This window comes from Petropleomorpha daqingensis, assembly GCF_013408985.1.
Lineage (GTDB): Bacteria > Actinomycetota > Actinomycetes > Mycobacteriales > Geodermatophilaceae > Petropleomorpha > Petropleomorpha daqingensis.
The window spans coordinates 1308910-1334379 of sequence record NZ_JACBZT010000001.1 but is presented as its reverse complement, the minus strand read 5'-3'; the positions used below and the strand labels follow the sequence as shown (position 1 = coordinate 1334379).

35 protein-coding genes and 4 tRNA genes are annotated in these 25470 nt (G+C 74.0%); 17 read left to right on the top strand and 22 right to left on the bottom strand.

All coding sequences use genetic code 11. The features are described from left to right. Position 1 precedes the first annotated feature (1 nt). The 6 genes from GGQ55_RS06635 to GGQ55_RS06610 all read right to left on the bottom strand — a co-directional run bounded on the left by GGQ55_RS06635 (position 2) and on the right by GGQ55_RS06610 (position 4573). Entirely contained in the window at positions 2-616 is a 615-nt protein-coding gene (locus tag GGQ55_RS06635) for a ferric reductase-like transmembrane domain-containing protein (RefSeq protein WP_179715673.1), read from the bottom strand. After that, positions 613-1542, bottom strand: coding sequence for an FAD:protein FMN transferase (locus GGQ55_RS06630; protein WP_179715672.1), 930 nt, complete (start codon positions 1540-1542; stop codon positions 613-615). The genes GGQ55_RS06635 and GGQ55_RS06630 overlap by 4 nt, the downstream gene beginning before the upstream one ends. Further along, complete coding sequence (locus GGQ55_RS06625) at positions 1539-1850, bottom strand: hypothetical protein (protein ID WP_179715671.1); 312 nt, start codon at positions 1848-1850, stop codon at positions 1539-1541. Before GGQ55_RS06625 ends, GGQ55_RS06630 begins: the two co-directional genes overlap by 4 nt. A gap of 85 nt (positions 1851-1935) precedes the next feature. Continuing rightward, a complete protein-coding gene (locus GGQ55_RS06620) occupies positions 1936-3432 on the bottom strand; it encodes a sensor histidine kinase (protein WP_179715670.1) in 1497 nt (498 codons plus the stop codon). 44 nt (positions 3433-3476) lie between these two features. After that, entirely contained in the window at positions 3477-4223 is a 747-nt protein-coding gene (locus tag GGQ55_RS06615; protein WP_179715669.1) for a response regulator transcription factor, read from the bottom strand. 71 nt (positions 4224-4294) lie between these two features. Further along, positions 4295-4573, bottom strand: coding sequence for a hypothetical protein (locus GGQ55_RS06610; RefSeq protein ID WP_218859190.1), 279 nt, complete (start codon positions 4571-4573; stop codon positions 4295-4297). Positions 4574-4707: 134 nt separating this feature from the next. Here GGQ55_RS06610 and GGQ55_RS06605 point away from each other — a divergent pair, with 134 nt between their 5' ends. Beyond that, complete coding sequence (locus GGQ55_RS06605) at positions 4708-4995, top strand: hypothetical protein (RefSeq protein WP_179715668.1); 288 nt, start codon at positions 4708-4710, stop codon at positions 4993-4995. A gap of 42 nt (positions 4996-5037) precedes the next feature. On the opposite strand, the gene GGQ55_RS06600 is transcribed toward GGQ55_RS06605, so the two are convergent. The 3 genes from GGQ55_RS06600 to GGQ55_RS06590 form a co-directional block, all read right to left on the bottom strand. Next, positions 5038-5111, bottom strand: a tRNA-Phe gene (locus tag GGQ55_RS06600). Positions 5112-5135: 24 nt separating this feature from the next. After that, positions 5136-5209 (bottom strand) — tRNA-Asp (locus GGQ55_RS06595). Positions 5210-5224: 15 nt separating this feature from the next. Next, positions 5225-5297, bottom strand: a tRNA-Glu gene (locus GGQ55_RS06590). A gap of 143 nt (positions 5298-5440) precedes the next feature. Between GGQ55_RS06590 and GGQ55_RS06585 the strand changes: the two genes are divergently transcribed. Continuing rightward, positions 5441-6067 (top strand): AMIN-like domain-containing (lipo)protein, encoded by a 627-nt coding sequence (locus GGQ55_RS06585; RefSeq protein WP_179715667.1) that lies wholly within the window; start codon positions 5441-5443, stop codon positions 6065-6067. On the opposite strand, the gene GGQ55_RS06580 is transcribed toward GGQ55_RS06585, so the two are convergent. After that, positions 6064-6396, bottom strand: coding sequence for a hypothetical protein (locus GGQ55_RS06580; protein ID WP_179715666.1), 333 nt, complete (start codon positions 6394-6396; stop codon positions 6064-6066). The two genes, GGQ55_RS06585 and GGQ55_RS06580, sit on opposite strands and share 4 nt — an antisense overlap. 40 nt (positions 6397-6436) lie before the next feature. Further along, positions 6437-6937 carry a GtrA family protein gene (locus GGQ55_RS06575; protein WP_179715665.1) on the bottom strand — a complete coding sequence of 167 codons (501 nt, stop codon included), beginning with the start codon at positions 6935-6937 and terminating at the stop codon, positions 6437-6439. A 175-nt stretch (positions 6938-7112) separates the two neighbouring features. On the opposite strand from GGQ55_RS06575, the gene GGQ55_RS06570 reads away from it, so the two are divergent. Continuing rightward, the gene (locus GGQ55_RS06570) at positions 7113-7994 is read left to right on the top strand and encodes a Rieske (2Fe-2S) protein (RefSeq protein ID WP_179715664.1); all 882 of its coding nucleotides are present in this window, start codon (positions 7113-7115) and stop codon (positions 7992-7994) included. A 36-nt stretch (positions 7995-8030) separates the two neighbouring features. Further along, entirely contained in the window at positions 8031-8888 is an 858-nt protein-coding gene (locus tag GGQ55_RS06565; RefSeq protein ID WP_179715663.1) for a hypothetical protein, read from the top strand. A 166-nt stretch (positions 8889-9054) separates the two neighbouring features. Here GGQ55_RS06565 and GGQ55_RS06560 read toward each other — a convergent pair whose 3' ends face one another. Both GGQ55_RS06560 and GGQ55_RS06555 read right to left on the bottom strand, forming a co-directional pair. Then, on the bottom strand, positions 9055-9546 hold the full coding sequence (locus tag GGQ55_RS06560) for a hypothetical protein (protein WP_179715662.1): 492 nt from the start codon (positions 9544-9546) through the stop codon (positions 9055-9057). A gap of 24 nt (positions 9547-9570) precedes the next feature. After that, on the bottom strand, positions 9571-10827 hold the full coding sequence (locus tag GGQ55_RS06555) for an MFS transporter (RefSeq protein ID WP_179715661.1): 1257 nt from the start codon (positions 10825-10827) through the stop codon (positions 9571-9573). Positions 10828-10911: 84 nt separating this feature from the next. Between GGQ55_RS06555 and GGQ55_RS06550 the strand changes: the two genes are divergently transcribed. The 6 genes from GGQ55_RS06550 to GGQ55_RS06525 all read left to right on the top strand — a co-directional run bounded on the left by GGQ55_RS06550 (position 10912) and on the right by GGQ55_RS06525 (position 14012). Beyond that, positions 10912-10987: transfer RNA gene (locus tag GGQ55_RS06550), tRNA-Lys, on the top strand. Between the two features lie 146 nt (positions 10988-11133). Next, the gene (locus GGQ55_RS06545; RefSeq protein WP_179715660.1) at positions 11134-11763 is read left to right on the top strand and encodes a class I SAM-dependent methyltransferase; all 630 of its coding nucleotides are present in this window, start codon (positions 11134-11136) and stop codon (positions 11761-11763) included. 146 nt (positions 11764-11909) lie between these two features. Further along, complete coding sequence (locus tag GGQ55_RS06540) at positions 11910-12269, top strand: MmcQ/YjbR family DNA-binding protein (protein ID WP_179715659.1); 360 nt, start codon at positions 11910-11912, stop codon at positions 12267-12269. A 67-nt stretch (positions 12270-12336) separates the two neighbouring features. Beyond that, positions 12337-13011 (top strand): hypothetical protein, encoded by a 675-nt coding sequence (locus GGQ55_RS06535; protein ID WP_179715658.1) that lies wholly within the window; start codon positions 12337-12339, stop codon positions 13009-13011. A gap of 12 nt (positions 13012-13023) precedes the next feature. Further along, entirely contained in the window at positions 13024-13575 is a 552-nt protein-coding gene (locus tag GGQ55_RS06530; protein ID WP_179715657.1) for a DUF6529 family protein, read from the top strand. Positions 13576-13622: 47 nt separating this feature from the next. Next, complete coding sequence (locus tag GGQ55_RS06525) at positions 13623-14012, top strand: Rieske (2Fe-2S) protein (RefSeq protein ID WP_218859189.1); 390 nt, start codon at positions 13623-13625, stop codon at positions 14010-14012. On the opposite strand, the gene GGQ55_RS06520 is transcribed toward GGQ55_RS06525, so the two are convergent. Further along, entirely contained in the window at positions 14009-14356 is a 348-nt protein-coding gene (locus tag GGQ55_RS06520) for an ArsR/SmtB family transcription factor (protein WP_366488869.1), read from the bottom strand. The two genes, GGQ55_RS06525 and GGQ55_RS06520, sit on opposite strands and share 4 nt — an antisense overlap. A gap of 67 nt (positions 14357-14423) precedes the next feature. Here GGQ55_RS06520 and GGQ55_RS06515 point away from each other — a divergent pair, with 67 nt between their 5' ends. Further along, a complete protein-coding gene (locus GGQ55_RS06515; protein WP_366488867.1) occupies positions 14424-16376 on the top strand; it encodes a heavy metal translocating P-type ATPase in 1953 nt (650 codons plus the stop codon). Between the two features lie 11 nt (positions 16377-16387). Here GGQ55_RS06515 and GGQ55_RS06510 read toward each other — a convergent pair whose 3' ends face one another. Together GGQ55_RS06510 and GGQ55_RS06505 are read right to left on the bottom strand one after the other, a co-directional pair. After that, complete coding sequence (locus tag GGQ55_RS06510) at positions 16388-16924, bottom strand: hypothetical protein (RefSeq protein ID WP_179715653.1); 537 nt, start codon at positions 16922-16924, stop codon at positions 16388-16390. A 39-nt stretch (positions 16925-16963) separates the two neighbouring features. After that, complete coding sequence (locus tag GGQ55_RS06505) at positions 16964-17410, bottom strand: cupin domain-containing protein (RefSeq protein ID WP_179715652.1); 447 nt, start codon at positions 17408-17410, stop codon at positions 16964-16966. 78 nt (positions 17411-17488) lie between these two features. Between GGQ55_RS06505 and GGQ55_RS06500 the strand changes: the two genes are divergently transcribed. Further along, on the top strand, positions 17489-18070 hold the full coding sequence (locus tag GGQ55_RS06500; RefSeq protein WP_179715651.1) for a DinB family protein: 582 nt from the start codon (positions 17489-17491) through the stop codon (positions 18068-18070). A 283-nt stretch (positions 18071-18353) separates the two neighbouring features. After that, positions 18354-18968: a hypothetical protein gene (locus tag GGQ55_RS06495; RefSeq protein ID WP_179715650.1), complete on the top strand. Its 615-nt coding sequence runs from the start codon at positions 18354-18356 to the stop codon at positions 18966-18968. Between the two features lies 1 nt (position 18969). Here the strand turns inward: GGQ55_RS06495 and GGQ55_RS06490 are convergent, their stop codons facing one another. The 4 genes from GGQ55_RS06490 to GGQ55_RS06475 form a co-directional block, all read right to left on the bottom strand. Next, positions 18970-19365 carry an arsenate reductase ArsC gene (locus GGQ55_RS06490; protein WP_179715649.1) on the bottom strand — a complete coding sequence of 132 codons (396 nt, stop codon included), beginning with the start codon at positions 19363-19365 and terminating at the stop codon, positions 18970-18972. Then, positions 19362-20051, bottom strand: coding sequence for an aquaporin (locus GGQ55_RS06485; RefSeq protein ID WP_179715648.1), 690 nt, complete (start codon positions 20049-20051; stop codon positions 19362-19364). The genes GGQ55_RS06490 and GGQ55_RS06485 overlap by 4 nt, the downstream gene beginning before the upstream one ends. Then, a complete protein-coding gene (locus GGQ55_RS06480; RefSeq protein WP_218859188.1) occupies positions 20042-20341 on the bottom strand; it encodes an ArsR/SmtB family transcription factor in 300 nt (99 codons plus the stop codon). The genes GGQ55_RS06485 and GGQ55_RS06480 overlap by 10 nt, the downstream gene beginning before the upstream one ends. Positions 20342-20410: 69 nt before the next feature. Then, positions 20411-20761: a metalloregulator ArsR/SmtB family transcription factor gene (locus tag GGQ55_RS06475; protein ID WP_366488864.1), complete on the bottom strand. Its 351-nt coding sequence runs from the start codon at positions 20759-20761 to the stop codon at positions 20411-20413. Positions 20762-20848: 87 nt separating this feature from the next. Here GGQ55_RS06475 and GGQ55_RS06470 point away from each other — a divergent pair, with 87 nt between their 5' ends. From GGQ55_RS06470 to GGQ55_RS06455, 4 genes are read left to right on the top strand one after another with little or no spacing between them, the layout of a single operon-like run. Further along, positions 20849-21289 (top strand): ArsI/CadI family heavy metal resistance metalloenzyme, encoded by a 441-nt coding sequence (locus GGQ55_RS06470; RefSeq protein WP_179715646.1) that lies wholly within the window; start codon positions 20849-20851, stop codon positions 21287-21289. Then, positions 21286-21489, top strand: coding sequence for a hypothetical protein (locus GGQ55_RS06465; RefSeq protein ID WP_179715645.1), 204 nt, complete (start codon positions 21286-21288; stop codon positions 21487-21489). The genes GGQ55_RS06470 and GGQ55_RS06465 overlap by 4 nt, the downstream gene beginning before the upstream one ends. Next, the gene (locus GGQ55_RS06460) at positions 21471-21944 is read left to right on the top strand and encodes a GNAT family N-acetyltransferase (protein WP_218859186.1); all 474 of its coding nucleotides are present in this window, start codon (positions 21471-21473) and stop codon (positions 21942-21944) included. The genes GGQ55_RS06465 and GGQ55_RS06460 overlap by 19 nt, the downstream gene beginning before the upstream one ends. Before the next feature lie 35 nt (positions 21945-21979). Further along, positions 21980-22411, top strand: coding sequence for a MerR family transcriptional regulator (locus GGQ55_RS06455; RefSeq protein WP_179715644.1), 432 nt, complete (start codon positions 21980-21982; stop codon positions 22409-22411). 91 nt (positions 22412-22502) lie between these two features. On the opposite strand, the gene GGQ55_RS06450 is transcribed toward GGQ55_RS06455, so the two are convergent. Together GGQ55_RS06450 and GGQ55_RS06445 are read right to left on the bottom strand one after the other, a co-directional pair. Beyond that, positions 22503-22952, bottom strand: coding sequence for a DUF4383 domain-containing protein (locus GGQ55_RS06450; RefSeq protein WP_179715643.1), 450 nt, complete (start codon positions 22950-22952; stop codon positions 22503-22505). A 69-nt stretch (positions 22953-23021) separates the two neighbouring features. Next, the gene (locus GGQ55_RS06445) at positions 23022-25388 is read right to left on the bottom strand and encodes a putative bifunctional diguanylate cyclase/phosphodiesterase (RefSeq protein WP_179715642.1); all 2367 of its coding nucleotides are present in this window, start codon (positions 25386-25388) and stop codon (positions 23022-23024) included. Positions 25389-25470: the final 82 nt, after the last annotated feature.

Below are 25470 nucleotides of genomic sequence, written 5' to 3'. Positions count from 1 at the left end.
CTCACCGGTTCCGGAAGACGGCGACGCGGGCGCCGCGACGGAGGGCGGCGGAGCTGCTGGCCAGCGCGGCCGGTGCCCGCTCGACCGCGGGGGAGGTGCGCCCGACCCAGGCGACGGCGGAGGTGCCGCCGACGACGGCGGCGCAGCCGAGCGCGAGGACGAGCGGCCATCCGGAGCCGAGGTCGGTGCCGGTCATCAGGCCGTGCACGAAGGCGAGCGGCCAGAGCAGGTACGAGGTCCAGTGCACGGCCCGCCACAGCCGGAACGGGATCCGGCCGCGGAGCAGGCTGCTCGCGATGACCACGGCCATCAGCTCGACCGCGAGCGCGCCCAGCCCGATGCCGGCCGGCCGCCAGCCCGACGTGAACGGCACGACGGCGGCGACCACCGGGATGCTCACGTACGAGTCGACGACCGCGGTGACCACGTGCACGACGAGCAGCAGCGCGGAGATCAGCGAGACGCTGCGATGCAGGGCCACCGCGCCGAAGCGGGGCAGTCCGGGCAGCCGGCGCTGCCGCTGCACCACGACCCCGAGCACGATCGTCGCGGTCATCAGGACCAGCGAGACGAGTCCGGTGGCCCGGATCAGGTACCAGAACGCGATCGAGGTCATGCCGCCTGCTCCTGGGGCCAGCCCCCGCTGGTGACGACCTGCCCGTCGACGGTGACCAGCCGGACCGGCACCCCGATCCGGTGCAACCACGGCCAGACGGCGTGCCCGCGCACGATCGCGGCGGTGCTCACGGTGTTCGCGTCGACGCAGCTGCCCGCGGCCACCGAGACGGTGCGCCAGGCGGGCGCCGCCGGCAGTCCGGTGCGCGGGTCGAGCAGGTGGTGCAGCTCGGTGCCGCCGCGGCGCCAGCGGCGGGCGCGGGTCGAGGAGGTGGCCAGGCCGCCGTCGGCGATCGTCACCGTGGTGCTCGGCCCGGACGGCGGTGCGTCGGGGTCGCCCGTCACGTCCTCCACCCGGATCCGCCAGCCGCCGGCCGGCGCGCTCCCCGCGACGGCGATGTCACCGCCGAGGGAGACCAGGCACCCGGCACCGGTGCGGCGGGCGATGACCGCGGCCGCCGTGTCGGCGGTCCAGGCCTTCGCGGTGGCACCCAGGTCGAGCCGGACGCCGTCCGGCACCCGCACGCGACCGGCCGTCCGGTCGAGCTCGACCGAGTTCCAGCCCGGGGCCGGGACAGCGACGACGACGCCGTCCACCGGGCGGAGCAGCCGGACGTCGCGGTCGTAGCCGAGCCCGGCGAGCGCGGCGCCGACCGTCGGGTCGACGTCGCCGTCGGTGAGCCGCGCCGCGCGCAGCGCGGTGGCGAGCAGTTCGGCGAGCAGCGGGCTGACGTCGGTCCAGCTGCCGGCCGCGTCGTCCAGCGCGGTGAGCTCGGAGTCCGGGCGGAACCGGCTGCAGGCCAGGTCGACGTCGGCCAGGTGGCCGGTCAGGACGGCGCGCGCCTCGTCCAGCGCGGCGGGGTCGGTGACCGCCAGGCGGACCCGGCAGCTCCAGGCCTCCCAGTCGGCGGTGGCCACGGTGCTCACGACCCACCGCTCGAGGCGTGCCCGGAGCCGCCGAACGAGCGGGCCGGGGGCGCGGCCGGCGGCTGCACGCCGTTTTGCGGGTCGGACGGCGCCACGCTGCCACCGCCGTCGTCGTCGCCGGTGGTGGCGCCGTCGTCGGTGTTCTGCTGGACGGGGGTGGTCGTCTGCTGGGCGCTGGCCTGGTCGGCCGAGAACAACGCGAGCGCGGTCGCGCCCGTCCCCACCACGGCGCCTCCGGCCACGCAGGCGGTGACCAGGCGGACGCGCCGCCGGCCGTTGCGCCGCTCGGCGAAGGGGTCCTGGGTCACGGGTACCTCCTCGGGATCTCACCGAGAACGGTGCCCGGGAAGGCTGCCGGGGCGCCGTGCCGGACCTATGCGGTCGCTGTGAGCCTCAGGGGAGCGGCGCGTCGTCGGTGTCGACGGACTCGGCCTCGGGCCGGCCGAACACCGCGCCGGGCAGCCGCACGGTGAACTCGGTCCGACCCGGCCGGCTGTGCACGGCCACCGTGCCGTCGTGCGCCGCGACGACGGCGGCCACGATCGCCAGGCCCAGACCCGTGCTGCCCGCCGCGCGGGAGCGCGAGGCGTCACCGCGGGCGAACCGCTCGAACACCTGCTTCTGCTGCTGCAGCGGGATGCCCGGCCCGTCGTCGATCACCTGCAGGACGGCGGTGCCGCCTTCCACGGTCAGGCGAGCGGTCGCCGTCGTCCCCTCCGGGGTGTGCGTGCGGACGTTGGCGAGCAGGTTGGCGACCACCTGGTGCAGCCGCGCGGCGTCGCCGGACAGCAGGACGGCGACCGGCGGGACGTCGGCCGCCCAGTGGTGGCCCGGGCCGGCGACCCGGGCGTCGCTCACCGCGTCGACCACGAGCACGGTCAGGTCCACCTCGCCGAGCTCGAGGTCGCGCCCGGCGTCCAGCCGGGCGAGCAGCAGCAGGTCGTCGACCAGCGCGGACATGCGCAGCGACTCGGCCTCGACCCGGCGCAGCATGTGCGCGACGTCCTCGTCGGTCGGCGGGCGGCCGTCGGTCTGCTGGCGGTGGAAGAACTCGGCGTACCCGCGGATCGACGCCAGCGGCGTGCGCAGCTCGTGGCTGGCGTCGGCGACGAACTGGCGCACCTGCGTCTCGGAGGCCTGCCGGGCGTGCAGCGACTCCTCGACGTGGTCGAGCAGCCGGTTGAGCGCCGTCCCGACGCGGCCGACCTCGGTGCGGGGGTCGGTGTCGGTCTCGGGCACCCGCTCGGCCAGCGTGACCTCACCGCTGGCCAGCGGCAGCTCGGTGACGCGCGTGGCGGTCGCGGCGACGTGCTCGAGCGGGCGAAGGGTCCGCCGGATGACGAGGACCCCGGCGACGGCCGCGGCCAGCAGCCCGGCCAGCCCGGCGATCACCTCGACGGTGACGAGGTTGGAGACCGCGTCGAAGGAGCGGCCCAGCGGCAGGCCGGTGATCACGACGCCGCCGTCCGGCCCGTGGCTGGCCACGACGCGGTAGTGGCCGAGGTCCTCGCCCAGGTCGACGGTGTGCGCCTCCCCGTCGGTCGGCACGTGCGCGACGACGAGGCACTGGGCGTCGCTCAGGTAGTGGTACCCGCCGCCCTCGGTGAGCACGGCCCCCTGGGCCCGGCCGTCGGCGACGGTGCGCACGACCAGCGTGCCGGCTCCCTGCCCGCGCACGGCCAGCGGGTCGTTGTCACCGGAGGGCGGCGGTCCCTCGTCGTCGTGGTCGTAGCCGCCCACCGCCGAGGAGCTGCGGGCCAGCGCCGAGGTCAGCTGGGAGTCGACCTGGCTGATCAGCTCGTGCCGGAGGGCCGCGGTGGACACGACACCGACCAGCACGAGGACGACGCCGAGCGGTACGAGGAAGGTCCACAGCAGACGCGCCCGCAACGACAGTCGTTGCGGGCGCTTCCGCCACACGGTGCCTCCACGGGTCAACTGCTGGCCGGCTTGATCATGTACCCGGCGCCGCGCAGCGTGTGGATCATCGGCTCGCGGCCACGGTCGATCTTGCGCCGCAGGTAGGAGATGTACAGCTCGACGACGTTGCCCTGGCCGCCGAAGTCGTACTGCCACACCCGGTCGAGGATCTGGGCCTTGGACAGCACGCGGCGGGGGTTGCGCATCAGGTAGCGCAGCAGCTCGAACTCGGTCGCGGTCAGCCGGATCTCGTCGCCGCCGCGGGTCACCTCGTGGCTGGCCTCGTCGAGGGTGAGGTCGCCGACGACCAGCAGACCGTCGTCGGCCACGGCGCGGTTGGTCCGCCGCAGCAGGCCGCGCAGCCGGGCGGCGACCTCCTCGAGGCTGAACGGCTTGGTCACGTAGTCGTCGCCGCCGGCGGTGAGCCCGGCGATGCGGTCGGCCACGCCGTCGCGCGCGGTCAGGAAGATGACCGGCAGCAGGGGCGAGTCGGCGCGCAGCCGGCGCAGCACGTCGAGCCCCTCCATGTCGGGCAGCATGACGTCGAGGATCACCGCGTCGGGCCGGAACTCCCGGGCCACCCGCACCGCCTCGATCCCGTTGGACGCGGTCCGCACGTCCCAGCCCTCGTACCGCAGCGCCATCGACAGCAGCTCGGTGATCGAGAACTCGTCGTCGACCGCCAGCACCCGCAGCGGGCTGCCGTCGGGCCGGGTGAGCGGGGCACGCCCCGGGGCGCCGGTGGGAACGGTTTGCGTCATGGGGCCCACTGTGGGACCGGTTCCTGTGGATTGTCTGAGAGTCGTCCCGACGTTCCCTGCCATTCCGCCCGTCAGGAGCCGCCGCTGGAGGCGTGTGCGGAGCCGGTGTCCGACGAGGCGGTCGGCGCCTGCGTCGCGGTGCTGATCGAGCCGTCGTCGGACGTGCTCGACGAGCCGGTGCCGGACACCGCTGCGGCGGCGGACGTGCTGCCCTGGTCGGCCAGGCCGAGAGCCACCGCGCCGGTGCCGAGGGCCGCTGCGGCGGCGAGCGAGGCGGTGACCGCGCGCACGCGGCGGCGCCCGCGCCGGCGCTCGTCGAACGGGTCGGGCTGCGATGCGGTGGGGGTCATGCCAGCGAGCGTCGCGCCGGGGCGTCGGAGCCGTCCATGACCGGCCTGTGGCGTTCTTGTAGGCGCTGTCATCCGGATGGGGGAGTCGGGGAGCCGTCCGCGCGATACGGGGGGAAACTGGTCGATGACGTTCCGTGAGGCTTTTCGTCGACGGCGAGGGGGGCCACATGCTCGACAACAGCGCCAACGTGGTGCAGACCAGCAACGGTCTGCTGCAGGTCTCCGAGGAGGAGAAGGGCAGCGCCAACCCGGTCATCCACCACCTGTCGGTCTACAAGACGCGGGCACGGATGCTCAGCGACGACCGAGTGGAGAAGAAGGCGCGCGAGTTGCACGCGGCCAACAGCTACACCGACTGGGCGGCCCTGTCCGACGACGACAAGGAGCTGTGGCGGCACATGGCCCGCCTCGAGCTCTGCTGAGCTCTCGGCGCGGCGGTCCCTCGGACCGGCGGAAGAAGAGGGTGGGCAGGGGCGGGGTCGAACCGCCGACCTCTCGCTTTTCAGGCGAGCGCTCGTACCGACTGAGCTACCTGCCCCGACCGGTGCGGAACACCGGAGAGCGACCCTGACGGGACTCGAACCCGCGACCTCCGCCGTGACAGGGCGGCGCGCTAACCAACTGCGCTACAGGGCCTTGCTGGTCGTGCTGTGCCCCCAACGGGGTTCGAACCCGTGCTACCGCCTTGAAAGGGCGGCGTCCTGGACCGCTAGACGATGGGGGCTCGTGTTCGCCGGGGGCAGCGAGAACGATACATGGCCTCCGCGGCGTTCCCGACACCACCCCGCGGACACGGGACATACGGCCCTCTCCGTCCGGTTCTCCGGCCCCTGCCGTCGGGCGCGCGGGATTGCCACGATGTGCCCCGTGAGCCGTGCCCTCCCGCTGACCGCCGTCCTGCTCGCCGCAGTCCTCGTGGCCGGCTGCAGTTCTTCCGACGACGGCGGCTCGGGCAGCGCGTCGGGCACGTCCACGACCTCGTCGTCGTCCTCGTCGTCCTCGTCGGATGGGACAGACGGGGGAGACGGCAGCGGCAGCTCCGACGCGCCGCCGTTCCCTGCGAACACCGACCCGGACACCGCCCAGGCGTCGCCCGGCGCGCAGGTGACCGTGAGCGACATCCGCACCGGCCGGCAGAACGGCTTCGACCGCGTGGTGTTCGAGGTCGGCGGCAGCGGGACGCCCGGCTGGGACGTGCGCTACGTCGACGCGCCCACCTCGCAGGCCAGCGGCGAGCCGGTGGAGGTCGGGGGCTCGGCGGCGCTCCAGGTGGCGATCACGGGCGTCGGCCTGCCCGCCGACACCGGCGTCGCGCAGTACGCCGGACCGAACCCTCTGCCGGGTGCGGGTACGACGACGGTCACCGAGGTGGTCTTCGACACCACCTTCGAGGGCACGACGACGGCGTTCGTGGGGACGACGGGGCGGACCCCCTTCCGCGTCTACGCGCTCAGCAACCCGACCCGGGTCGTGCTGGAGGTCCGCGACGCCTAACCGAGGGAGGCCGTGAGCTTCACCGAGTTGTCCGTGACCTCGGTGCACTCCAGCGTCAGCGGCCCGGCGTCCACGCTCTCGCCCTGCGCGCAGGAGACCTCGTTGCCGCCGACGCGCAACGTCGCCCGGCCGTTGCTCACCCCGCCGAAGGCGAGCGTGGTGTTCAGGACGTCGGCCTTGGCGCCGTCGCCGGAGAGCGTGACCGAGCACGACGTGCCCGAGCACGAGACGCTGTCGGACGTGACGTTGCAGGCGGCCAGCGGGGCCAGCAGCAGCCCGCCGGCGAGGACGGTTCCGGCGAGGCGCACGGGGCGGGTCGTCGACGTCATGGCCGGAGGGTAGGGGCCGGCGACCCCGGGCGAGCGGAGCTCAGGCGTGGTCGGGGGTGCGCGCGCCGAAGACCCAGCGCAGCGCGGCGAACCGGATCAACCCGATCGCACCGGTCACCACCGCCACGACCGCGAGGTCGGCCAGCGAGCCGTCGTCGCCGGCGAAGGAGTCGAACCACCCCAGGGCCAGCGCCGTGGCCACCATGCCGACGAGGGCCAGGCCGCCGCCCTCCCACTGGGCGGCGAACCAGCTGACCCGCTCGCCGGCGTGGAAGGTCAGCCGCCGGTGCAGCTCGTTGGCCAGCATGCTGGAGGCCACCGCGCCGGCCACGTTCGCGGGCTGGTCGCCGAACCCGTCGAGCAGGACGTAGAGCAGCGCGTACAGCAGGCTCGAGACGCCGCCCACCAGCACGAAGCGGGTGAACTGGGCGCCCGCGTCGTCGGCCCGCAGCCGCTCGGCCAGCCGGCTTCCCGAGGACCGGACCTGCTCGGACGTCGGCACGTCGGCCGCCTCGGGGCGGCGGAGCAGTGCGCACGTCATCTCGGGTCACTCCAGGTGCATCGTGTAGTTGACTTCAGCAACTACGTATATCCATCGGCCACGGGGGACGATTCCCGGAGCCGATGTGGGAAGCCTCACGTACAGGTATGACGGTTCTGTGGGCCGCCACTGAGCGGTGGCGTCGGCGCACGTCGCCAGGGGTAGGGGGCGGGGCATGAGCCTGATGGGATTCCTCGACCGGATCGCCGACGTGCCGACGTTCGACAAGGCCATCGAGCCGGTGCGCCGAGGGGTCCTGGCGGCGCTGCGGCCGCCGGCGGTCAAGGACTTCCTGCACGGCACGTGGCTGGGCCACCCGCTGCACCCGGTGCTCGTCCAGGTGCCGGTGGGCAGCTGGCTGTCGGCGGGGGTGCTCGACGCCGTCCCGCCGCTGCGGCCGGCGGCCACCGCGATGATCGGCACCGGCGTCCTGGCCTCCGTGCCGGCCGCGCTGGCCGGCGCGGCCGACTGGTCGGAGCAGGAGCCCGGGGTGCGCCGGGTGGGCGCGTTGCACGCTGTGCTCAACGTCACGGCCCTCGGTCTTTATGTCGGATCCCTGGTTGCCAGGGGGAAGGGGCGCGGCGGGCTGGGCCGGGTGCTGTCGTACGCCGGTCTGGGACTGGCGACGGCCTCGGCGTCGATCGGTGGCCACATGTCCTACGCGCAGTCCTCGGGTGCCTCGCACGCCGCGACGGCGGCCCGGGCCCTGCAGCACGACTGGATGGACCTCGGCCCGCTCGACGACCTCCCGGAGGGGCGGCCCGCGCTGCGCACCGGCACCGGCGGCAGCGCCGACGTGCCGCTGGCCGTCGTCCGCCGGGGGGTGCGGGTCGACGTCTTCGTCGGGGCCTGCGCGCACCTGTCCGGGCCGCTGCAGGAGGGCACGATCGAGCAGGTCCGGGGCGCGGACTGCCTGGTCTGCCCCTGGCACGGGTCGGCGTTCGACCTCGACGACGGTGAGCCGCGGCGCGGCCCGGCAGCCGTCCCCCAGGAGAAGCTCGAGGTGCGGATGCAGGCCGGGCACGTGCTCGCCCGGCTGTCCTCGCGCCACCAGTAGCCGGACCGTGACCGTCGCGGCCTAGGCTGCGCCGCCATGAGGCGGGCGGCGATCGTGCTGGTGGCGGCGCTGACGGCCGCCTGCGGGTCGTCGTCCACGCCGTCGTCCTCGTCGTCCTCGGCCGCCCCGACGACGGCGACCCTGTCGACCGGGCCGGCGGTGCCGCCGGTGCCGGGCATCGAGGCCGAGGCCGTGCGGCTGCGCACCGACGAGGCGCTCGGCGGCCAGGTGCAGACCCGGGTGACCGATACCGGCGACGCGCCGTTCACCGTCACCTCGGTCGCCCTGGACTCACCGGGTTTCGCCCCCCTCCCGCCCCGTGCCGAGACGGCGAGCTACCAGCCGGGGCAGGTCATCGACCTGCCCACCCCGTTCGGCGCCGCGGTCTGCGACACCGCGGCACAGCCCGCGGCCGCGCTGCTGACCGTCCTCCGGCCCGACGGGACGACGGAGCAGGTGCGGGTGCCGCTGTCGGCCGACGTCCTCGACCTGATCCACGAGCAGACCTGTGCCGCCGAGGCGGTGCTCGCCGTGGCCGACATCGAGGTCGGCGACCTGCACGACGACGGCAAGGGCAGCACCGGCACGCTGACGCTGACCCGGCAGAGCGGGTCGCAGGCGGTGACGGTGACGCGGCTGGGACGCAGCGTGGTGCTCGCCCCGACGGTCGCCGACCTGCCGCTGCGGCTGGCCTCCGGAGCGGGGAGCGCGTCGTCGGCGATCTCGTTCACCCCGGCGACCTGCGACGCGCACGCGCTGGCCGAGACGAAGAAGCCGTACGTGTTCGTGCTCGGGGTGACGCTGGACGACGGCGACGAGGTGGCGCTGGACCTGCCGCTCGACCAGGGGGACAAGGACGCGCTCGCGGCGATGGTGCAGCGCGTCTGCGGCTGACCGCGGAACAGGGCCGGCCCGGCCTCCCGGGGGGAACGGGGGCCGGGCCGGGGTCTGTGCACGGGCTGTGCCCGAGTCGTGATGACGCTACGTAATCACCGCACGTCCGCGGCATCCCCTGAACGGGTGGACTCTTCCGATCCGGTGACGGGGCGTGGCGGCGGTCTCAGCCCCGCTGGGCGCGTTCGACCGCCGACTGCTGGCGATCGGCCGCGGCGGAACTGCGGTCCCGCTGGGCGGCGCGGCGGTCCTGCCCGGCGGCCTCCCGGTCGTGTTCCGCGGCGTCGCGGTCGGCGGCGTCGGCGGCGCGATCGGCCGCGCGGGCCTTGCGGTCGGCGGCCTCCAGACGGCGGTCGCTCTCGGCCTGCTCCTCGTAGGAGGTGCGCATCTCCTCGTCGACGGCTGCTTGCTCCGTCGTCTCCTCGACCGACCGGTCGACGGGTCGGCCCGCGACCCGGGTCGCCCACGCCGCGTGTTCCTCGTCCCGCTGCGCGCCCGCGGCGGCCCGCTGCGTCGCCGCCGCTGCCCGCTGCGTGGCGTCGGCCACCCGTCGGTCGGCGGCCTCGTCCCGGCGCTGGGCCGCCTCGTCGCGCTCGTAGGCGGCGTCATCGCGCTGCTGGGCTGCGTCGTCCCGGCTTCGTGGCTGCTGGACCGGCACTGTGTGCCTCCGACGTGGACGTGGCTACGGCGTGCTGCTGACGATCATCCTCGCCTCGTTCCCGGGTCGTGTCCGGGCCGTGGTCCGGCGTAGGAGCAGGGGCGTCGTCCACAGCAGGAGGCCGGCGACGACGAGCGCGGTGCGGGGTCCGGTCAGCCCGGCCAGCAGCCCCCACAGCGCGGTGAGCACCGCGATGGCGGCGCTGCTGCTGACCGACCAGGCGGACAGGGTCCGCGCGATCCGGTCGGTCGGCGTCTGCTCGAGCCGGTAGGTGGCGAGCACCGGGTTGAAGATCGCGCAGCAGGTGATCAGGCCGAACTCGACCGCGATGACCAGGACCAGCCCGGCCGTGCCCGGCTGGACGAACGCGAGGCCGAGCGGCCAGCACGCGCGGAGGGTGCCCGCGACGGTCAGCACGCGCTGCCGGCCGAAGCGTCCGACGAGCCGGCGGGCGAGCCGCGAGCCGACGAGCCCGCCGAGGCAGGGGACGGCGAACGCGAGGCCGTACTGCCAGGGCGGGAAGCCGAGCCGGCCGAGCATCAGGACGGCGATCAGCGGCTCGCCCGCCATGATCCAGCCGTTGACCAGCAGCGTGTTGAGGAACAGCGGGCGCAGTCGCGGGTGGCCCAGGATGTGCCGCCAGCCGTCGAGCAGGTCGCCGGCCCGCAGGCGGGACGCCGCAGCGCGCACCGGCGGGGCCGGCTCGGTGCGTCCGATCGCGCGGATGCCCAGGGCCGAGAGCAGGTAGCTCACCGCGTCGGCCAGGATCGTCGTCACCGGCCCGAACAGGCCGATCGCGGCCCCGCCGAGGGGCGGCCCGAGCACGGTCGCGGTCCAGGTCGTCGCCTCGAACCGGCTGTTGGCGACCAGCAGGTCCTCCGGCCGGACCAGCGCCTTCAGGTGCGCGCCGCTGGCGGCGTTGAAGGCGATCTTGGCGGCGGCCACGACGACGGCGACGACGAGGAGCTGCGCGAAGCCGAGCCGGCCGAGCGCGAACGCCGCGGGGACGCTGGCCAGCGCGGCGAACCGGACGAGGTCCATCGCGATCATCACGGGCCGCTTGCGGTGGAACTCGACCCACGGGCCCAGCGGCACCGCCACCAGGGCGCCGACCGCGAGCCCGGCCGCGGCCAGGGCGGACACCTCGACCGGACCGGCGTGCAGCACCAGGACGGCGATCAGCGAGAACGCGCCGAGCCCGACGCCCGAGCCGTACGCGCTGACCGCGTAGGCCGCCCAGAGCCAGGCGAACGGCCGTCCCAACGACCGCCCCGATGCCATGTCCTGCATGTAACCGGCTGCCAGGGACAACTCCGACGACCACGGCGTCGGCGCGCCGCCGGGCGGTAGCCTCGCCGTCGGTAGGGGCCTCTAGCTCAATTGGCAGAGCAGCGGACTTTTAATCCGCGGGTTGTGGGTTCGATCCCCACGGGGCCCACCACGCTGACCTCGTCCTTCGTTGTTCACTTGTGGGTGGCCCAGAGTGGGCCGTCACTGGATGGCGGAGTTCCGCGCCCCGGGCCCCGCGCCGAGCCTTCAGCACGCGGCTACCTTCCACCGCTGCCGATGGACCGACATGATGCGCCGATGGGTCTCGCGCAACAGTTCGGCCATCCCCGAGGGTTGCTCGGCGCCGTCGTCGGTCGTGGCATGGCCAGAGGAAACGCGGAACTCAGCAGATGGGTCGTGCAGCAGGCGAAAGACCGTCAGGACGGTGCGGTCCGACGCGTGGCCGAGCTCGGCCCGGGACCAGGGATTGGCCTCCATGAACTGCTCGCGCAGTTCGACGAGGCGCACGTCTGGGGCGTCGACCTGTCGTCGGTCATGCTGGCCCAATCGAGGAAGCGGAATCAGTCCGCGGTTGCAACCGGCCGGTTGACCCTGCTCGAGGGCGGTACCTCGGAGTTGCGCGCCAGTGAACCTGCTGACCTGGTGATGGCCAATCATGTCGTCTACTTCTGGCGGGATCCGGTCGCTGAGATGGCACGCATTCGCGGCTATCTGCGAGCCGGGGGCCTCCTGGCGCTGGGCTATCAGCTGAAGCAGAACATGCCTGCGATGGCGCAGAAGCGGTTTCCACCGGCTGGGCATCAGCTCTACGAGACGGTGGACGAGCTGACCGCGCTGGTGACCACCGCTGGCTTTGGCTCCCTCTCCCACGCCGTCAAAGGTCCGGCGCAGGCGCCCGAAGGTCGGGTCGTGCTCGCAGTCGCTTGACGCGGCAGCGAGGTCCACCGCCCACCATCACCCGTCGGCCGGATCGGCGGATGGCGCGCCACCGTCGGCCGGGGAACGCGACCAGCGATGACTCCAGCCGGCCGGCGCAGTCGATCCTGCGTGCGCGCCGCAGGAGGAGATCTGGCATGGCGGTGATCGAGGACGTCCGGTCGCTGGGCAGCGAGCTGGAGCGCTCGTACCCGGTGTACGTGCGCGGCAGGCTGAAGTTCCGCGTCAAGCAGATCGTCTACGTGGCGTTCTCCCTGGACGAGACCGTGATGGGCTTCGCGTTCCCCAAGGAGGAGCGGGAGACGTTGGTCCGGAGCGAACCGCAGAAGTTCCAGATGCCGTCCGCGTCGGATCTGCGCTTCCACTGGGTCCACGCCGACCTGGCCGCACTGGACCCGACCGAAGCCCGTGAGCTCGTCGTCGACGCGTGGCGCATGGTGGTCCCCAAGAAGGTCTCCGGCGCCTACGACCTCATCCATCCCACGGGCCCGGGCTGAAGCGGCCCTCGATCCCGGCGAGAGGGAGCACAATCCCGGCTGTCCGCGCCACCGGGAGGGCGCCATGGTGAACCGAGGACCCCTCGTCACCCTGCTCGCCGTGTTCGGACTGGCGCTCGTCCTGCTCGCGGTCAACTACACCCGGCAGCCGGAGCCGGCCGGTCAGGCAGCGGTGTCGTCGGGCACCACCACCAGCGCACCCACCTCCTCGCCGCCCGCGACGACGACCTCCGCGCCCACCACGACCCCGGCCGCCACGCCGTTCCCCGCGCAGGTCGTCTACGCGGGCCACACGGCCGGAGGCGAGGCGTCGGTCGCCGTCGCGGTCAAGGACGACCAGGCACTGGCCTACGTGTGCGACGGCACGACGCTCGAGGCGTGGTTGCGGGGCTCGGCCGCCAACGGCGAGCTGGCGCTGCAGGGCAACGGCGGTGCGACTCTGACGGGAGCGCTCGCGAACGGCCAACTTGCCGGAACGCTGACCGTGGGTCCGCTCTCCGTGGGGTTCGCCGCCGCGCCCGTCGATGCGCCCGCGGGCCTGTACCGCGCGAACGCCACCAACGGCGGCCTGCTGGACAAGATCGGCTGGATCGTCCAACCCGACGGCAGCACCGTGGGCCTGCGCAACCGCGGTGGTTCGGTCGAACCGGCCCCCGCGTTCGACCCGCAGGCCACGACGGTGGTCGTCGACGGCAACCAGGTACCGGTCGAGCGGGTGGCCGGCGACTCGGGCGAGGGCTGAGAGGGGGCCGCGATGGCCGACGTCCGGACGCCGACGACGACGCGCACCCTGCGGCGGATCCTGCTGGCGGTGGCGATCGGCTCGCTGGTCGCGGTCGCCCTGGGCGTGTACGGAGGACTGCACCAGGCCGCCGGTTACTCGATCGACATCGGCGGCTTCTCCAGCACCCAGTCCGTCAAGAGCTGGCTCACGACCCTCGCCGTGCTGCTCGGCGTCGTCCAGCTGATCTCGGCGATGATGATCTACGGGCGCATCCCCGGCCCGACCTGGGCGGGCACGCTGCACCGCTGGTCCGGCAGGCTGGCGGTGCTGTGCGTCGTCCCGGTGGTGGTGCACTGCCTGTACGCCCTCGGCTTCCAGACCTACGAGCCACGCGTGCTGATCCACGCGCTGCTCGGTTGCTTCTTCTTCGGCGCCTTCACCGCGAAGATGCTCCTGCTCACCTACAAGGACCTGCCGGGATGGGTTCTGCCGGTGGCCGGGGGCGCGCTGTTCTGCGGCCTGGTCGGTCTCTGGCTGACCTCCTCGTTCTGGTTCTTCACCACGTCCGGGTTCACGTTCTGACGGAGCGCAGCCGCATGGCCCATCACGAGGTCGGTCGACGAGCATTCGTGGCGGGGACCGGTGCGCTCGTCCTGGGAACCACCGCGTGCAGCACCTATGGCACGCCGACAGCCCGGACGAGCGCGCCCTCCGGTGGCGACGGGAACGGTGGCGCGCCGCTGGCCAAGACGGACGACATCCCCGTCGGCGGCGGAAAGATCTTCCCCGACCAGCAGGTGGTGGTGACCGAACCCGCCGACGGGGAGTTCAAGGCGTTCAGCGCGGTCTGCACCCACCAGGGCTGCCTCGTCGACGCCGTCAGCGGAGGCACGATCAACTGCCCGTGCCACGGCAGCCGGTACAAGATCACCGACGGTTCGGTCGTGCGGGGCCCTGCCACCCGGCCGCTCGCGCCGAAGTCCGTCGTCGTCCAGGGCGACTCCCTCGTCGTGAGCTAGGACGCCGCCGGGTGCGAGGCGGTCCGGCCAGCCTGGTGGTCGGCGTGCGAGAGGGCCTGGCGGACGAGTTCGCCGATGTGGTGGTCGGCCAGGGCGTAGAAGATGAACGTCCCCTCGCGCCGGTTGGTGACCAGCCCGGCCAGCCGCAGCTTGGAGAGGTGCTGGCTGACCGCGGTCGGGGTCGTGCCGGCCAGCTCGGCGAGGCAGGCGACGGACGTCTCGCCCTGCATGAGCGCCCACAGGATGTTCAGCCGGGTGGGGTCGGCGAGCATGCGCAGCGCGTCGGCGGCCCGCCGGACGTCGTCGGGGGCCGGCATCTCGAAGCCATCGATCCCGCCGTGCACGGGCGCAGCATATCCGCGCGGTCGACCATCTCAGTACCTTCGCACCTGCGCAGGTACTGTCGGTCGGGTGACGACCTCGGCGACCTCCGCTCCGGCGACCAGGACGGCTGCGCCGGACTCCGGCTCCCGTTCGAGGATCTGGTCCCTGTCCGAGGTCCGGTGGGCGGGCGCCGCGCTGGTGCTGTTCGTGCTCGGCGGCGCAGCCCAGCTGGTCGCCGCTCCCGCGCCGGTGTGGTGGGCGCTGTACCTGGCCTGCTACGCCGTCGGCGGGTGGGAGCCGGCGTGGGCGGGGGTGCAGGCGCTGCGCGAGCGGTCGCTGGACGTCGACCTGCTGATGATCGTGGCGGCGATCGGCGCGGCGGCGATCGGTCAGGTCTTCGACGGCGCCCTCCTCGTCGTCATCTTCGCCACCTCGGGCGCGCTCGAGGCCGTGGCCACCCGGCGAACCGAGGACGCCGTCCGGGGACTGACCGATCTCGCACCCGAGCAGGCGACGCTCCTCGCGTCGGGCGGGGCAGCACGCTCGGTCCCGGTGCTCGACCTGGAGGTGGGGGACCGCGTGCTGGTCCGCCCGGGGGAGTGGCTACCGGCCGACGGCGTGGTCGTGGACGGCGCCTCGGAGGTCGACCAGGCGTCGATCACCGGCGAGCCGCTGCCGGTGGACAAGCGGCCCGGCGACGACGTGTTCGCCGGCACGGGCAACGGCACCGGCGCGCTCACCGTCGAGGTGCGCCGGCCGGCCACCGGCAGCGTCATCGCCCGCATCGCGGCCATGGTCGAGGAGGCCTCGGCGACCAAGGCGCGGACCCAGCTGTTCGTGGAGAAGGTCGAGCAGCGCTACTCCATCGGCGTCGTCGTCGCCACGCTCGCCGTCTTCGCCGTGCCGCTGCTCCTGGGCGACGACCTGCGCGGCGCCCTCCTGCGCGCGATGACGTTCATGATCGTCGCCTCCCCGTGCGCGGTGGTCCTCGCGACCATGCCTCCGCTCCTGTCGGCGATCGCCAACGCCGGCCGCCACGGCGTCCTGGTCAAGTCCGCCGTCGTCATGGAACGGCTCGGCACGGTCACCGCCGTCGCGCTGGACAAGACCGGCACGCTGACCACCGGCGCACCCGAGGTGGTCGCCGTCCGGCCGCTGACCGGCGGCCCGTGCACCGAGGAGGACCTGCTCGCTCTCGCCGCCGCGGCCGAGGCGCCCAGCGAGCACCCCATCGGCCGGGCGGTCGTCACCGCGGCTCGCGAGCGCGGCCTCGAGCTGCTGCCCGCGTCCGGCTTCCGCGCCCGGGTCGGCACCGGGGTCACGGCCACCGTGGCGGGCTGGACGGTCCGGGTCGGTTCTCCGGTGTCGGGTGCTGCGACCGGGTGCCCCGGGATTGCCGCGATCGTCGACGGCGAACAGGCGAACGGGAACACCGCCGTCGTGGTCAGCCTCGACGAGCGCCCGGTCGGGGTGCTCGCCGTCGCCGACCGGCTCCGTCCGGAGAGCGCCGCTGCCGTCGCCGCCCTGCGGGAGTGCACCGGCAGCGAGCCGGTCCTGCTCACCGGTGACCACCGGCGCGCCGCGCTGGCGCTCGCCGGGCGGGCCGGGATCCGGGACCTGCGGGCCGACCAGCTGCCGGAGGACAAGGTCGAGGCTGTCCGCGAGCTGCAGGACGCCGGTCACCGGGTGCTCCTCGCCGGCGACGGCGTCAACGACGCACCCGCGCTCGCCACCGCGGACGTCGGGATCGCGATGGGCGGCATCGGCTCCGACCTCGCGCTGTCCAGCGCCGATGTGGTCGTCGTCCGCGACGACCTGGGTGCCATCCCGGCGGCCGTCCGGTTGTCCCGCCGGGCGCGGCGGCTCGTCGTCCAGAACCTCGTGCTCGCCGCGACCGTGATCGGTGTGCTCGTCGCCTGGGACCTGATCGGCGACCTCCCGCTCCCCCTCGGCGTCGCCGGGCACGAGGGGTCCACGATCCTGGTCGCCCTCAACGGGTTGCGACTGCTGCGGCGCGCGGAGTGGCAGCCCGCCCGGTAGGTCCCGAGCCGTCACGTCCGGGCGAAGGTGACGTCCCACGCCACCGACGTGGCGCCGCAGTCGAAGCTCTGCACCGTGGACTCCGAGTACCGGCCCACCAGCCGGCCGTCCTGCTCGGCCAGGTCGAGGTGCCACAGCCCGCTCGTCGGGTTCCCCGTGCAGGTGGGCCCGACGTCGGCCCGGACGGGTCCGGCGGCCCGGTAGCGGCCGTCCTGGAACCGCAGGGGCGGGTGGCCCTCGCCCCGCTCGACGGGGGTCACGGTGCAGGGGTCCTGCGGGCAGCTGATCATGAGGGTCAGCGTCAGCGTGCGGGGACAGCCCTCGTCGAATCCGGCGCAGTCGGTCAGCGTCCCCTCGCCGGACCACTGCCCGGCCAGCTCGGACCTCGGGATCGCGGCGCCCGTCGACGCCGTGGCGCTCGGCTGCGGGACGGCGTCCGGCCGGTCGTCGGGCACGACGAGCGCGGCGACCACGACGGCGACGACGGCGGCCAGCGCCAGCACGAGCCCGGCGAGGACCCACGGGCGTGCCCGGCTGCTCGGCCTCACCGGCTCACCTCCCGGGCACGGGCGGGGACGGCGGTGCGATCAGGCGAGGCGGAACTCGTCGCCGAACGCGCTGACCGCCTCGAGCATCTGCAGCCCGCTCGGGGCCCAGTCGTTGTCGCGGGCGCACTCCCACATCGAGCAGTACAGCTCGCCGGTCCGCAGCGCCGGCGACGTCCGCCACCGGAAGACCGCGCCGTCGTCGCCGGCCCACATCTGGTGGGCGACGCCGGGCTCGACGCTGAACTCCTCCCCGACGCCGGCGGTGAACGCCTCGCCGCCGCGCCGGACCTCCAGGCTGCCGGCGAGCACCGCGAAGTGCTCGGTCTGCGACGGGTGCACGTGGCGCGCCGGGCGCGTGCTGTTCGGCGGGTAGGTCGCCTCGACCTCGACGTGCTCGCCGTCCGTCGAGGTCGCCGTCGCGACGAAGACCGTCTTCGTGCCGGCGACGGGGTTGACCAGCTCGGTGCCGACCTCGGGCGTCGTCATGGGGGGAGTACACCGCTGATCGCGGCGCGCGTCGATATCCCTTTGTGCGCCGGTCCGCGGGGCGCCGACGATGCCGTCATGGCCTCGACCCGGCGCGCCGACATGTTCACCGCGTACGGCAGACCCTCGGACGACGACCCGCGCGAGCACGGCCCGCGGCTGGGCGACGAGCGCACCACGCTGGCCGAGGCGCTGCGCCGGCAGCGGCTCACGCTGGAGCTCAAGTGCGCCGGCCTCGACGCCGACGCCCTGGCGCGGCGCGCCGTCGAGCCCTCGACGCTGTCGCTGCTCGGGCTGGTGCGGCACCTTGCCGAGGTGGAGCGGGCGACGTTCCGGCGGCTGCTGGCGGGGCAGGACGCGCCCCGGCTGTACTGCACCGAGACCGACCGGGACGGTGACTTCGACGGTGCCGTCGCCGATCCGGAGGTCGTCGCGGAGGCGTGGGCGACCTGGCGCGCGGAGGTCGACTTCGCCGTCCGGTTCGTGGCCGGGTCGCCGGACCTCGACCTCACCGCCGACGACGCCGCGAACGAGCACGGCAGCGGTGGCGGGCCGATGTCGTTGCGCGAGGCGCTGGTCGGGATGATCGAGGAGTACGCCCGGCACATGGGCCACGCCGACCTGCTGCGCGAGCGGATCGACGGCCGCCTGGGCCAGTGACGGCGACACACGGCCGCTCCGGGGTCATCGACCACTTCCGGAGCGTCCGCACGCTCGACACGGGCGGAACTTGTCGACATGTGACCGGCGCAGAAGACAGGTCATCACCCCCTATCGGCAGCTCCGCAACGATTCGGGAACGCGCACCACGGCGCCTGTCGCGACGGGCCTCCGCCGGACCTGCCGACCTCTAACTTCTCTCCTACCGCGCGCCAAGGACGGCGCGGCGGTGCCGTCGCACTTCCCCGGCGACGGTGCTTTTCACGGAAGAGGTGCGTGCCACGTGAGTGGTGGTCTGTCCAGCGGCGATGTGCTCCTCGGCAGCGTCAACTGCCAGGGCTGGTGGCTGGTCGTCGACGGTGACGAGGGGCCTGGTCGGATCGTCGCCGGCCCGTTCGCCGATCGTGCGGACGCCGTCTGGGCGGCCGGCGAGTGCGAGCCCGGCGCGCAGCCCGTCTTCGGGTACCGCCGCGCCGACGGTGGGCTGAACCGCCGTCCCTCGCCGCAGGAGTGGTCCTGGCTGGAGCACCTCGCCGAGCAGCTCGACCGGCTGCCCGACGACTGGGACACCGTGATCACGGACGACGACCCGCTGACCTCCCTGGTCGTCGAGGTCACCGCGGCCCTGGCCGAGGCCGGGCTGCCGATGCACGACGCGTCCGGCGAGGGCCGCGAGCTCGGCGGGGCCTGCCTGACCCCGGAGCCCAGCCTGAGCGGCATCGTCGTCACCTGGCGCCAGCACGACCGGATGAGCGTCGACCAGGTGCACGGCGCGAGCGCGGACTTCGTCGTCCAGCAGGTGATGAACCGCGCCCTGGGTGACGTGCTCGTGGCTCGCGGGTTCGCGGTCGACGGCGTCCCCTTCGGCTCCGGCAACGTCGTCCGCCGGGCCGCCTGAGCTACCCGAGGTCGGCGAGCAGCCGACGCACCCGGGCGTCGACGTCGTCGACGATCCGCCGCACCGTCTCGAGGTCCTGACCGGCAGGGTCCTCGACCGGCCAGTCCTCGTACCGCTTGCCGGGGAAGACCGGGCAGGTCTCGCCGCACCCCATGGTGACGACGACGTCGCTGCCCTCGACCAGGTCGCGGTCGAGCAGCGTGGGCACGTGGTCGTCCACCGCCAGCCCGCGCTCGGCGAGCACCTGGGCGACGACCGGGTTGACGCCCGCGCCCGGCTCGGAGCCCGCGGACCGGACGTCGACGCGTCCGTCGGCGTAGTGCCGGGCCAGCGCCTGCGCGGCGACCGACCGGCCGGAGTTGTGGACGCAGGCGAACAGGACGCTCGGTCGGCTCATCGCGACTCCTCGACGGGGACGGCGTGCGGGTACAGCAGGGCGACGGCACCGACGCCGAGCGCCGCTCCGATCAGCTGCATGACGACGAAGACGGCGACGGAGGACGGCGCGATGCCGGCGAAGGTGTCCGACAGGGTGCGGGCGACGGCGACCATCGGGTTGGCGAAGCTCGTGGAGCTCGACCACCAGTAGGCGGCGGCGATGTAGGCGCCGACGGCGAACGGGGCCACGCCGCCGCGACCGGCGCGGGTCAGCCCGAAGACCAGCACGACCAGCCCGAACGTGGCGAGGACCTCCGAGAGCCACAACCCGCCGCCGGAGCGCTCGTGCCCGGAGATGCTGATCGCGGGCAGGCTGAACATCAGGTTGGCCGCGATCGCACCGACGACGCCACCGGCGAGCTGGGCGGGCAGGTAGGCGGCCACCTGGCGGGTCGACACGCCACCGAAGGCGCGGCCGGCCAGGGTCACCACCGGGTTGAAGTGGCCGCCGGAGACGGGCCCGAACGCGAGGATCAGGGCGACCAGGCCGGCGCCGGTGACCAGGGCGTTCTCCAGCAGCTGCAGCCCGGTGTCGGTGGGGGAGAGCTGCTGCGCGGCGATACCCGAGCCGATGACGACGGCGACCAGCCCGGCCGAGCCGAGGAACTCGGCCAGCGCCTGCCGCGCGAGGAGCGTCAGCCGCACGGCCGTCGTCCCCGCTCCGGCCGGGTCCCGCGCTCGGCCAGGTCGCGGTAGTGCGCCGCTACCGCGGCGAGGGCCTCCGGGCGGAGCCGGTAGTAGGTGTAGCGCCCGACCGGCTCGGTCTGCACGAGCCCGGCGTGGCGCAGCACACGGAGGTGGTTGCTCACGTTCGTCTGCCGGGCACCGGTCAGCTCGACGAGATGGCAGGTGCACAGCTCCTCGTCCGCGAGCAGCTCGACGATCCGGGCTCGCATCGGGTCGGCCAGCACGCGGACCAACTCATCAGTCGACACTGATGTCAGCACGCAGTGATGAGACCCGAGGCGGATCCGCCCGGTCAAGCGAACTCCGGGTGAATCCCCTCAGCGGGTGGCGAGCGCGCCGCGCAAGGCCTCCAGGGCGGCCGGCACGACGCCGTACCAGATGTTGCGCCCGCGCCGTTCGCTCGTGGCCAGGCCGGCGTCCACCAGCACCTTGAGGTGGTGCGACACCGTCGGTTGGCTCTTGCCGACCGGCGCCACGAGGTCGCACGCGCAGACGGCGCCGTCCTCGGCGGTGGCGAGCAGCGAGACCAGGCGCAGCCGCACGGGGTCGGCGAGCGCCGCGAACTGACGGGCCAGCGTCTGCGCGTCGGGCTCGGACAGGACCTCGCTCGCGAGGGGAGCGCAGCAGACCTGGACGTCCGGCTGTTCGAGGAGGGGTAGCTCGCGCACAGATAGATATTGACAGACATCGATACGTTGGTGCAACCTCTCGTATCGACAGTGATCGATGGATCACTGCGGAGAAGGAGGTCCACCGTGTCCCGCATCCAGCTCGCGCTCAACGTCGACGACGTCGAGGCCGCGACCGCGTTCTACGCCACGCTCTTCGGCACCGAGCCGGCCAAGACCCGCCCCGGCTACGCGAACTTCGCGATCGCCGACCCGCCGCTGAAGCTCGTGCTGCTGGAGAACCCCGGCCAGGGCGGCACCCTCAACCACCTCGGCATCGAGGTCGGCTCCACGGACGACGTCGACGCCGAGCAGACCCGGCTGGCCGCGCACGGCCTCGCGTCGGTCGACGAGCGCGGCACCACGTGCTGCTACGCGAAGCAGGACAAGTTCTGGGTGGAGGGGACCCCGAGCGGCGAGCGCTGGGAGGTCTACACGGTCCTCGCCGACAGCAAGACCTTCTTCGGAGCCCAGGACTCCGGCCCGGCGTGCTGCTCCACCTCGTCCGAGGCCGGAGCTCGGCCGTGAGCTCGCTGTACACGGACCTGGTGATCGTCGACGAGCGCAGCACCGGCCTGCAGCGGCGGGCCGAGCGCGCGCGGCTCGCCGGGCTCGCCCGCTGCTGCCGGCCGAGCGCGTGGGCCCGTACCGCCCGTCGAGCGGCAGCCGCGCTCTCCCGACCGCGCGGCGGTCAGGTCGCCGCGACGTCGTGCTGCGCGACGGCATGACCGGCGGCGCCGATCCGGGTGTGACGATTCGACCGGCGACCCAGGGCGACCTGGCCTCGGTCCGCCGGCTGATCGCCGACGCCGCTCTGCCCCTCGACGGTCTCGACGCCGTCGCCGTCCTGCTGGTCGCGGAGTCCGACGACGCCGTCGTCGGGACGGTCGCGCTCGAGCGGTACGTCGACGGCGCGGGAACGGTGTTCCTGCTGCGCTCGGCGGCCGTGACTGCCCAGCACCGCGGGTGGGGGATCGGAGCCGCGCTCACCGCAGCGGCTCTGGACCGGGTCGACGCGGAACGGGCCCCGGTGGCGTTGCTGACCGAGACCGCCGACGGCTGGTTTCCGCGGTTCGGCTTCCGTCCGGTCGCGCGCGACGAGCTGCCCGAGGCGCTGGCGGCCTCGGCCGAGCTCCGCGGCGCCTGCCCCGACAGCGCTCGTGCCCTGCTCCGACGGGCTTGACCTTGGACCGCGGTCCAAGGCCTAGCGTCCCGGCCATGACAGCTCCGCCGCTGCACGGCCGCACGGTGGCCGAGCTCGCCGCGGCCGTCGGCGTGCGGTCCGACACCGTGCGCTACTACGAGCGGTCGGGCCTGCTGAAGCCGCCGCGGCGCACGTCAGCGGGCTACCGCAGCTACGACGACGGCGCGGTCGACCGCCTGCGGTTCATCCGGGGCGCCCAGCGCCTCGGCCTGAGGCTGGCCGACATCCGCACGCTGCTGGAGATCCGCGACACCGGCACGTGCCCGTGCGAGCCGGCCGGCGACCTGCTGCGCCGCCGGCTGGGCGAGGTCGACGCCGAGATCGGCCGGCTGCTCGCCCTGCGCGCGGAGATGGCGGCGATGGCCGAGGCCCTCCCGGCCGCGAACTGCCCACCGCCGTCCCCCGGCACCTGGTGCCCGCCCGCGGAGGGAGGTGAGCGAACGTGACCGACTGCTGCGACCCCGACTGCCGCGACGAGACCTGCGACTGCGGCTGCTGACCCGCGGAGTACGAGCTACCGGGCCCGGGACCGGTGGCTCAGTGCGCCGCGGCGGGCTCGCGCTCGGCCGGGGTGCCGGCGGCCAGCGAGCCGAAGTAGAGGGAGAGCGTGGCCGTCGCCAGGTGCAGGAAGTTGTCCGGGTCGGCGAGGCCGGACATGCCCAGGATGCCCATGCCGTCGAAGGCCCCGAGCACGGTCACCAGGCCGAGCACCACGCCGAGGACGAGGTTCACCGCCTTGGCCGGGCGGTGGTGCGGGGCGGCGGCCAGCCAGGCGAGGCCCATCGCCAGGTGGATGACGTTGTGCGCCGGGTTCACGCTGAACACCAGCAGCTTGTCGTGGTGCATCCCCGCGAAGTCGGAGAAGCCGGTCACCGCGAAGCCGGCCACGCCGACCGCGAGGTAGACCAGCCCGAACACCAGGGCGAACCGCTGGGCCGGCGTCCAGTCGCGCAGACCGGGGCGGGCGGTGATCGACTGTGCCGACATGCTGGTCTCCCTGGACTGGGACGGTGCGTCCGTCTCGATGTACGGATATCGGCCGGGGGGAGCCGGACTTCAGACGAACGGCCGCGCGAACTGCCCGGCCCGTTCGGCGAGCAGCTCGGTCAGCGCGTCGGAGGGCAGCGGCCGGGCGAAGAAGTAGCCCTGCCCGTACTGGCACGCGAGTTCCTGCAGCGTGCTGACCTGCTCCTCCTGCTCGATGCCCTCGGCGACCAGCTGCAGGTGCAGGGCGTGCCCGAGCTTGCTGATGGCCGACACCATCACCGGCTGGGCCGGTCCGTCGTCCGGACCGGTCTTCCCGATCCGGTCCACGAAGGACTTGTCGATCTTGAGGATGTCGACCGGGAGGTCCTCCAGGTAGGACAGCGACGAGTAGCCGGTGCCGAAGTCGTCGACCGCCAGCCGGACGCCGAGTGCCCGCAGCTCGAGCAGCGCGCGCATCGTCGCCGGCAGGTCCACGAGCAGCAGGCTCTCGGTGATCTCCAGGACCAGGTGTGCCGGGTCCAGCCCCGATTCCTCCAGAGCGTCCCGGACGGAGGCGACCAGGCCGGGCTCGTCCAGCTCGCGGGCAGAGAGGTTGACGCTGACCGTCATCGGCGGCTCGCTCGGGAAGGCGTCGTGCCACGCACGCATCTGCCGGCAGGCCTCGCGCAGCACGAAGCGGCCGATCGGGACGATGAGCCCGGTGCTCTCGGCGAGCGGGATGAAGTCCAGCGGCGGCACCAGGCCGCGCTCGGGGTGCTGCCAGCGGACGAGGGCCTCGACCCCGGCCAGCCGGCCGCTGGCCAGCTCCACGGTGGGCTGGTAGTGCACGGTGAACTCGCCCCGCTCGACCGCGCGGGCCAGCTCGGCCTTCATCTGCAGCTGGCCGATGATCGCCGAGTCCATGTCGGGGGCGAAGACGGCGGAGCGGCCCTTGCCCGCCTCCTTGGCCGCGTACATGGCGACGTCGGCGTGCCGGAGCAGCTCGTCGGAGTCGTGCAGCCCGGCGGCGCCGACCGCGATGCCGACCGAGGCGCTGATCCGCACGTCGGACCCGACGGCGGGGAAGGGCTCGGCCAGGACGGCCAGCAGCCGCTCGGCCGTCGTCTCCGCGCGGTCGGCGCCGGCGTCCTCCAGCAGGACGGCGAACTCGTCACCGCCCAGACGCGCGACCGTGTCGCCGGGCCGCAGCACGCGGCGCAGCCGGTCGGCGACGGCGGTGAGCAGGGCGTCGCCGGCGCCGTGGCCGGCGCCGTCGTTGACCGCCTTGAAGTCGTCGAGGTCGACGAACAGCACCGCGACCGGCGTCTCGCCGCGGTCGGTGCGGGCCAGGGCGTGCTCCAGCCGGTCGGTGAACAGGGCCCGGTTGGCCAGCCCGGTGAGCGCGTCGTGGAAGGCGTTGTGCTGCAGCTGCGCCTCGAGCCGCTTCTGGGCGGTCACATCGCGCGTGGTGACGACGACGGAGCGCACGTCCGGGTCGGCGAGCAGGTTGGTGTGGATGCTGTGCACGTGCCGCCAGCTGCCGTCGCGGTGACGCATCCGCACGTCGGAGGTCGGGTCCTCGCGCTCCCCGGACACCGCGTCGTCGTGGGCGGCCAGCAGCGCCAGCCGGTCGTCGGGGTGCACCAGGTCGACCAGCCGCGTGCCGGTCAGCTCGTCGGGGGCCCAGCCGAGCAGCCGGGCGACCGACGGCGTCTGGTAGGCGATGCCGAGGTCGGCATCGGTCAGCGACAGGACGTCGGAGGAGTTGTGCACCAGCGCGCGGAAGCGGGCCTCGCTGCGCGCCTTCGCCTGGGCCACGCCGAGCTCGCCGGAGCGGCGCGCGGCCTCGAACCGGCGGAACAGCAGGCCGGCCACGACAGCGGCGAACACCATCATGAACAGGGTCTCGAAGTCGGCGACCCGCCCGGCGGAGGCGTTGGCGGCGCGGTGGCGGGCCGCGGCGTGGTCCACGGCCTCGTTCAGGGCCCGCGCGGCGGGCAGGAGGTCGGCGACGGCCGCGGTACGGGCGGCGTCGGGGTCCCCGCTGGTCAACGTGGTGCGCACCGTCTCGGCGGCCCGCTGGTAGGCGGTGACGGCGGCGGTCACCCGCGCGTCCTCGGGAGTGCCGTCGCTCGCGGCGGCGACCGCCGCGGTGGCGTCGTCGACCGTGGCCGCGGCGGCGGCGAGGCCGGCGTCCGGGCCCGCGTCGGCCAGGCCGCGCCACAGCAGCGCGTCCTGCGTGGCGGCAGCGGCGTCGAGCTCGGCCAGGAGCGCGTCGGCGCGGGAGCGCGCATCGGCCTGGTGGCGCAGCGCGACGACGCTGAACCCCATGCCCAGCGCGATGTTGAAGGCCAGCACCACGGCGGCCCAGCGCTTGACGAGGGCGCGCCACGAGGGCCGGGCGGCGCCGGTCGGCGTCCCCGGGGCGTCCTCGGGTCGTTCGGGGCCACCGGCCACCGCGCGCTCCTCTTCCCTCTCGGGTGGGCGGCTCGCGTGCCGCCCCGCGAAGGGAATCGGATGACAGGCCGGGTTGCTGAAG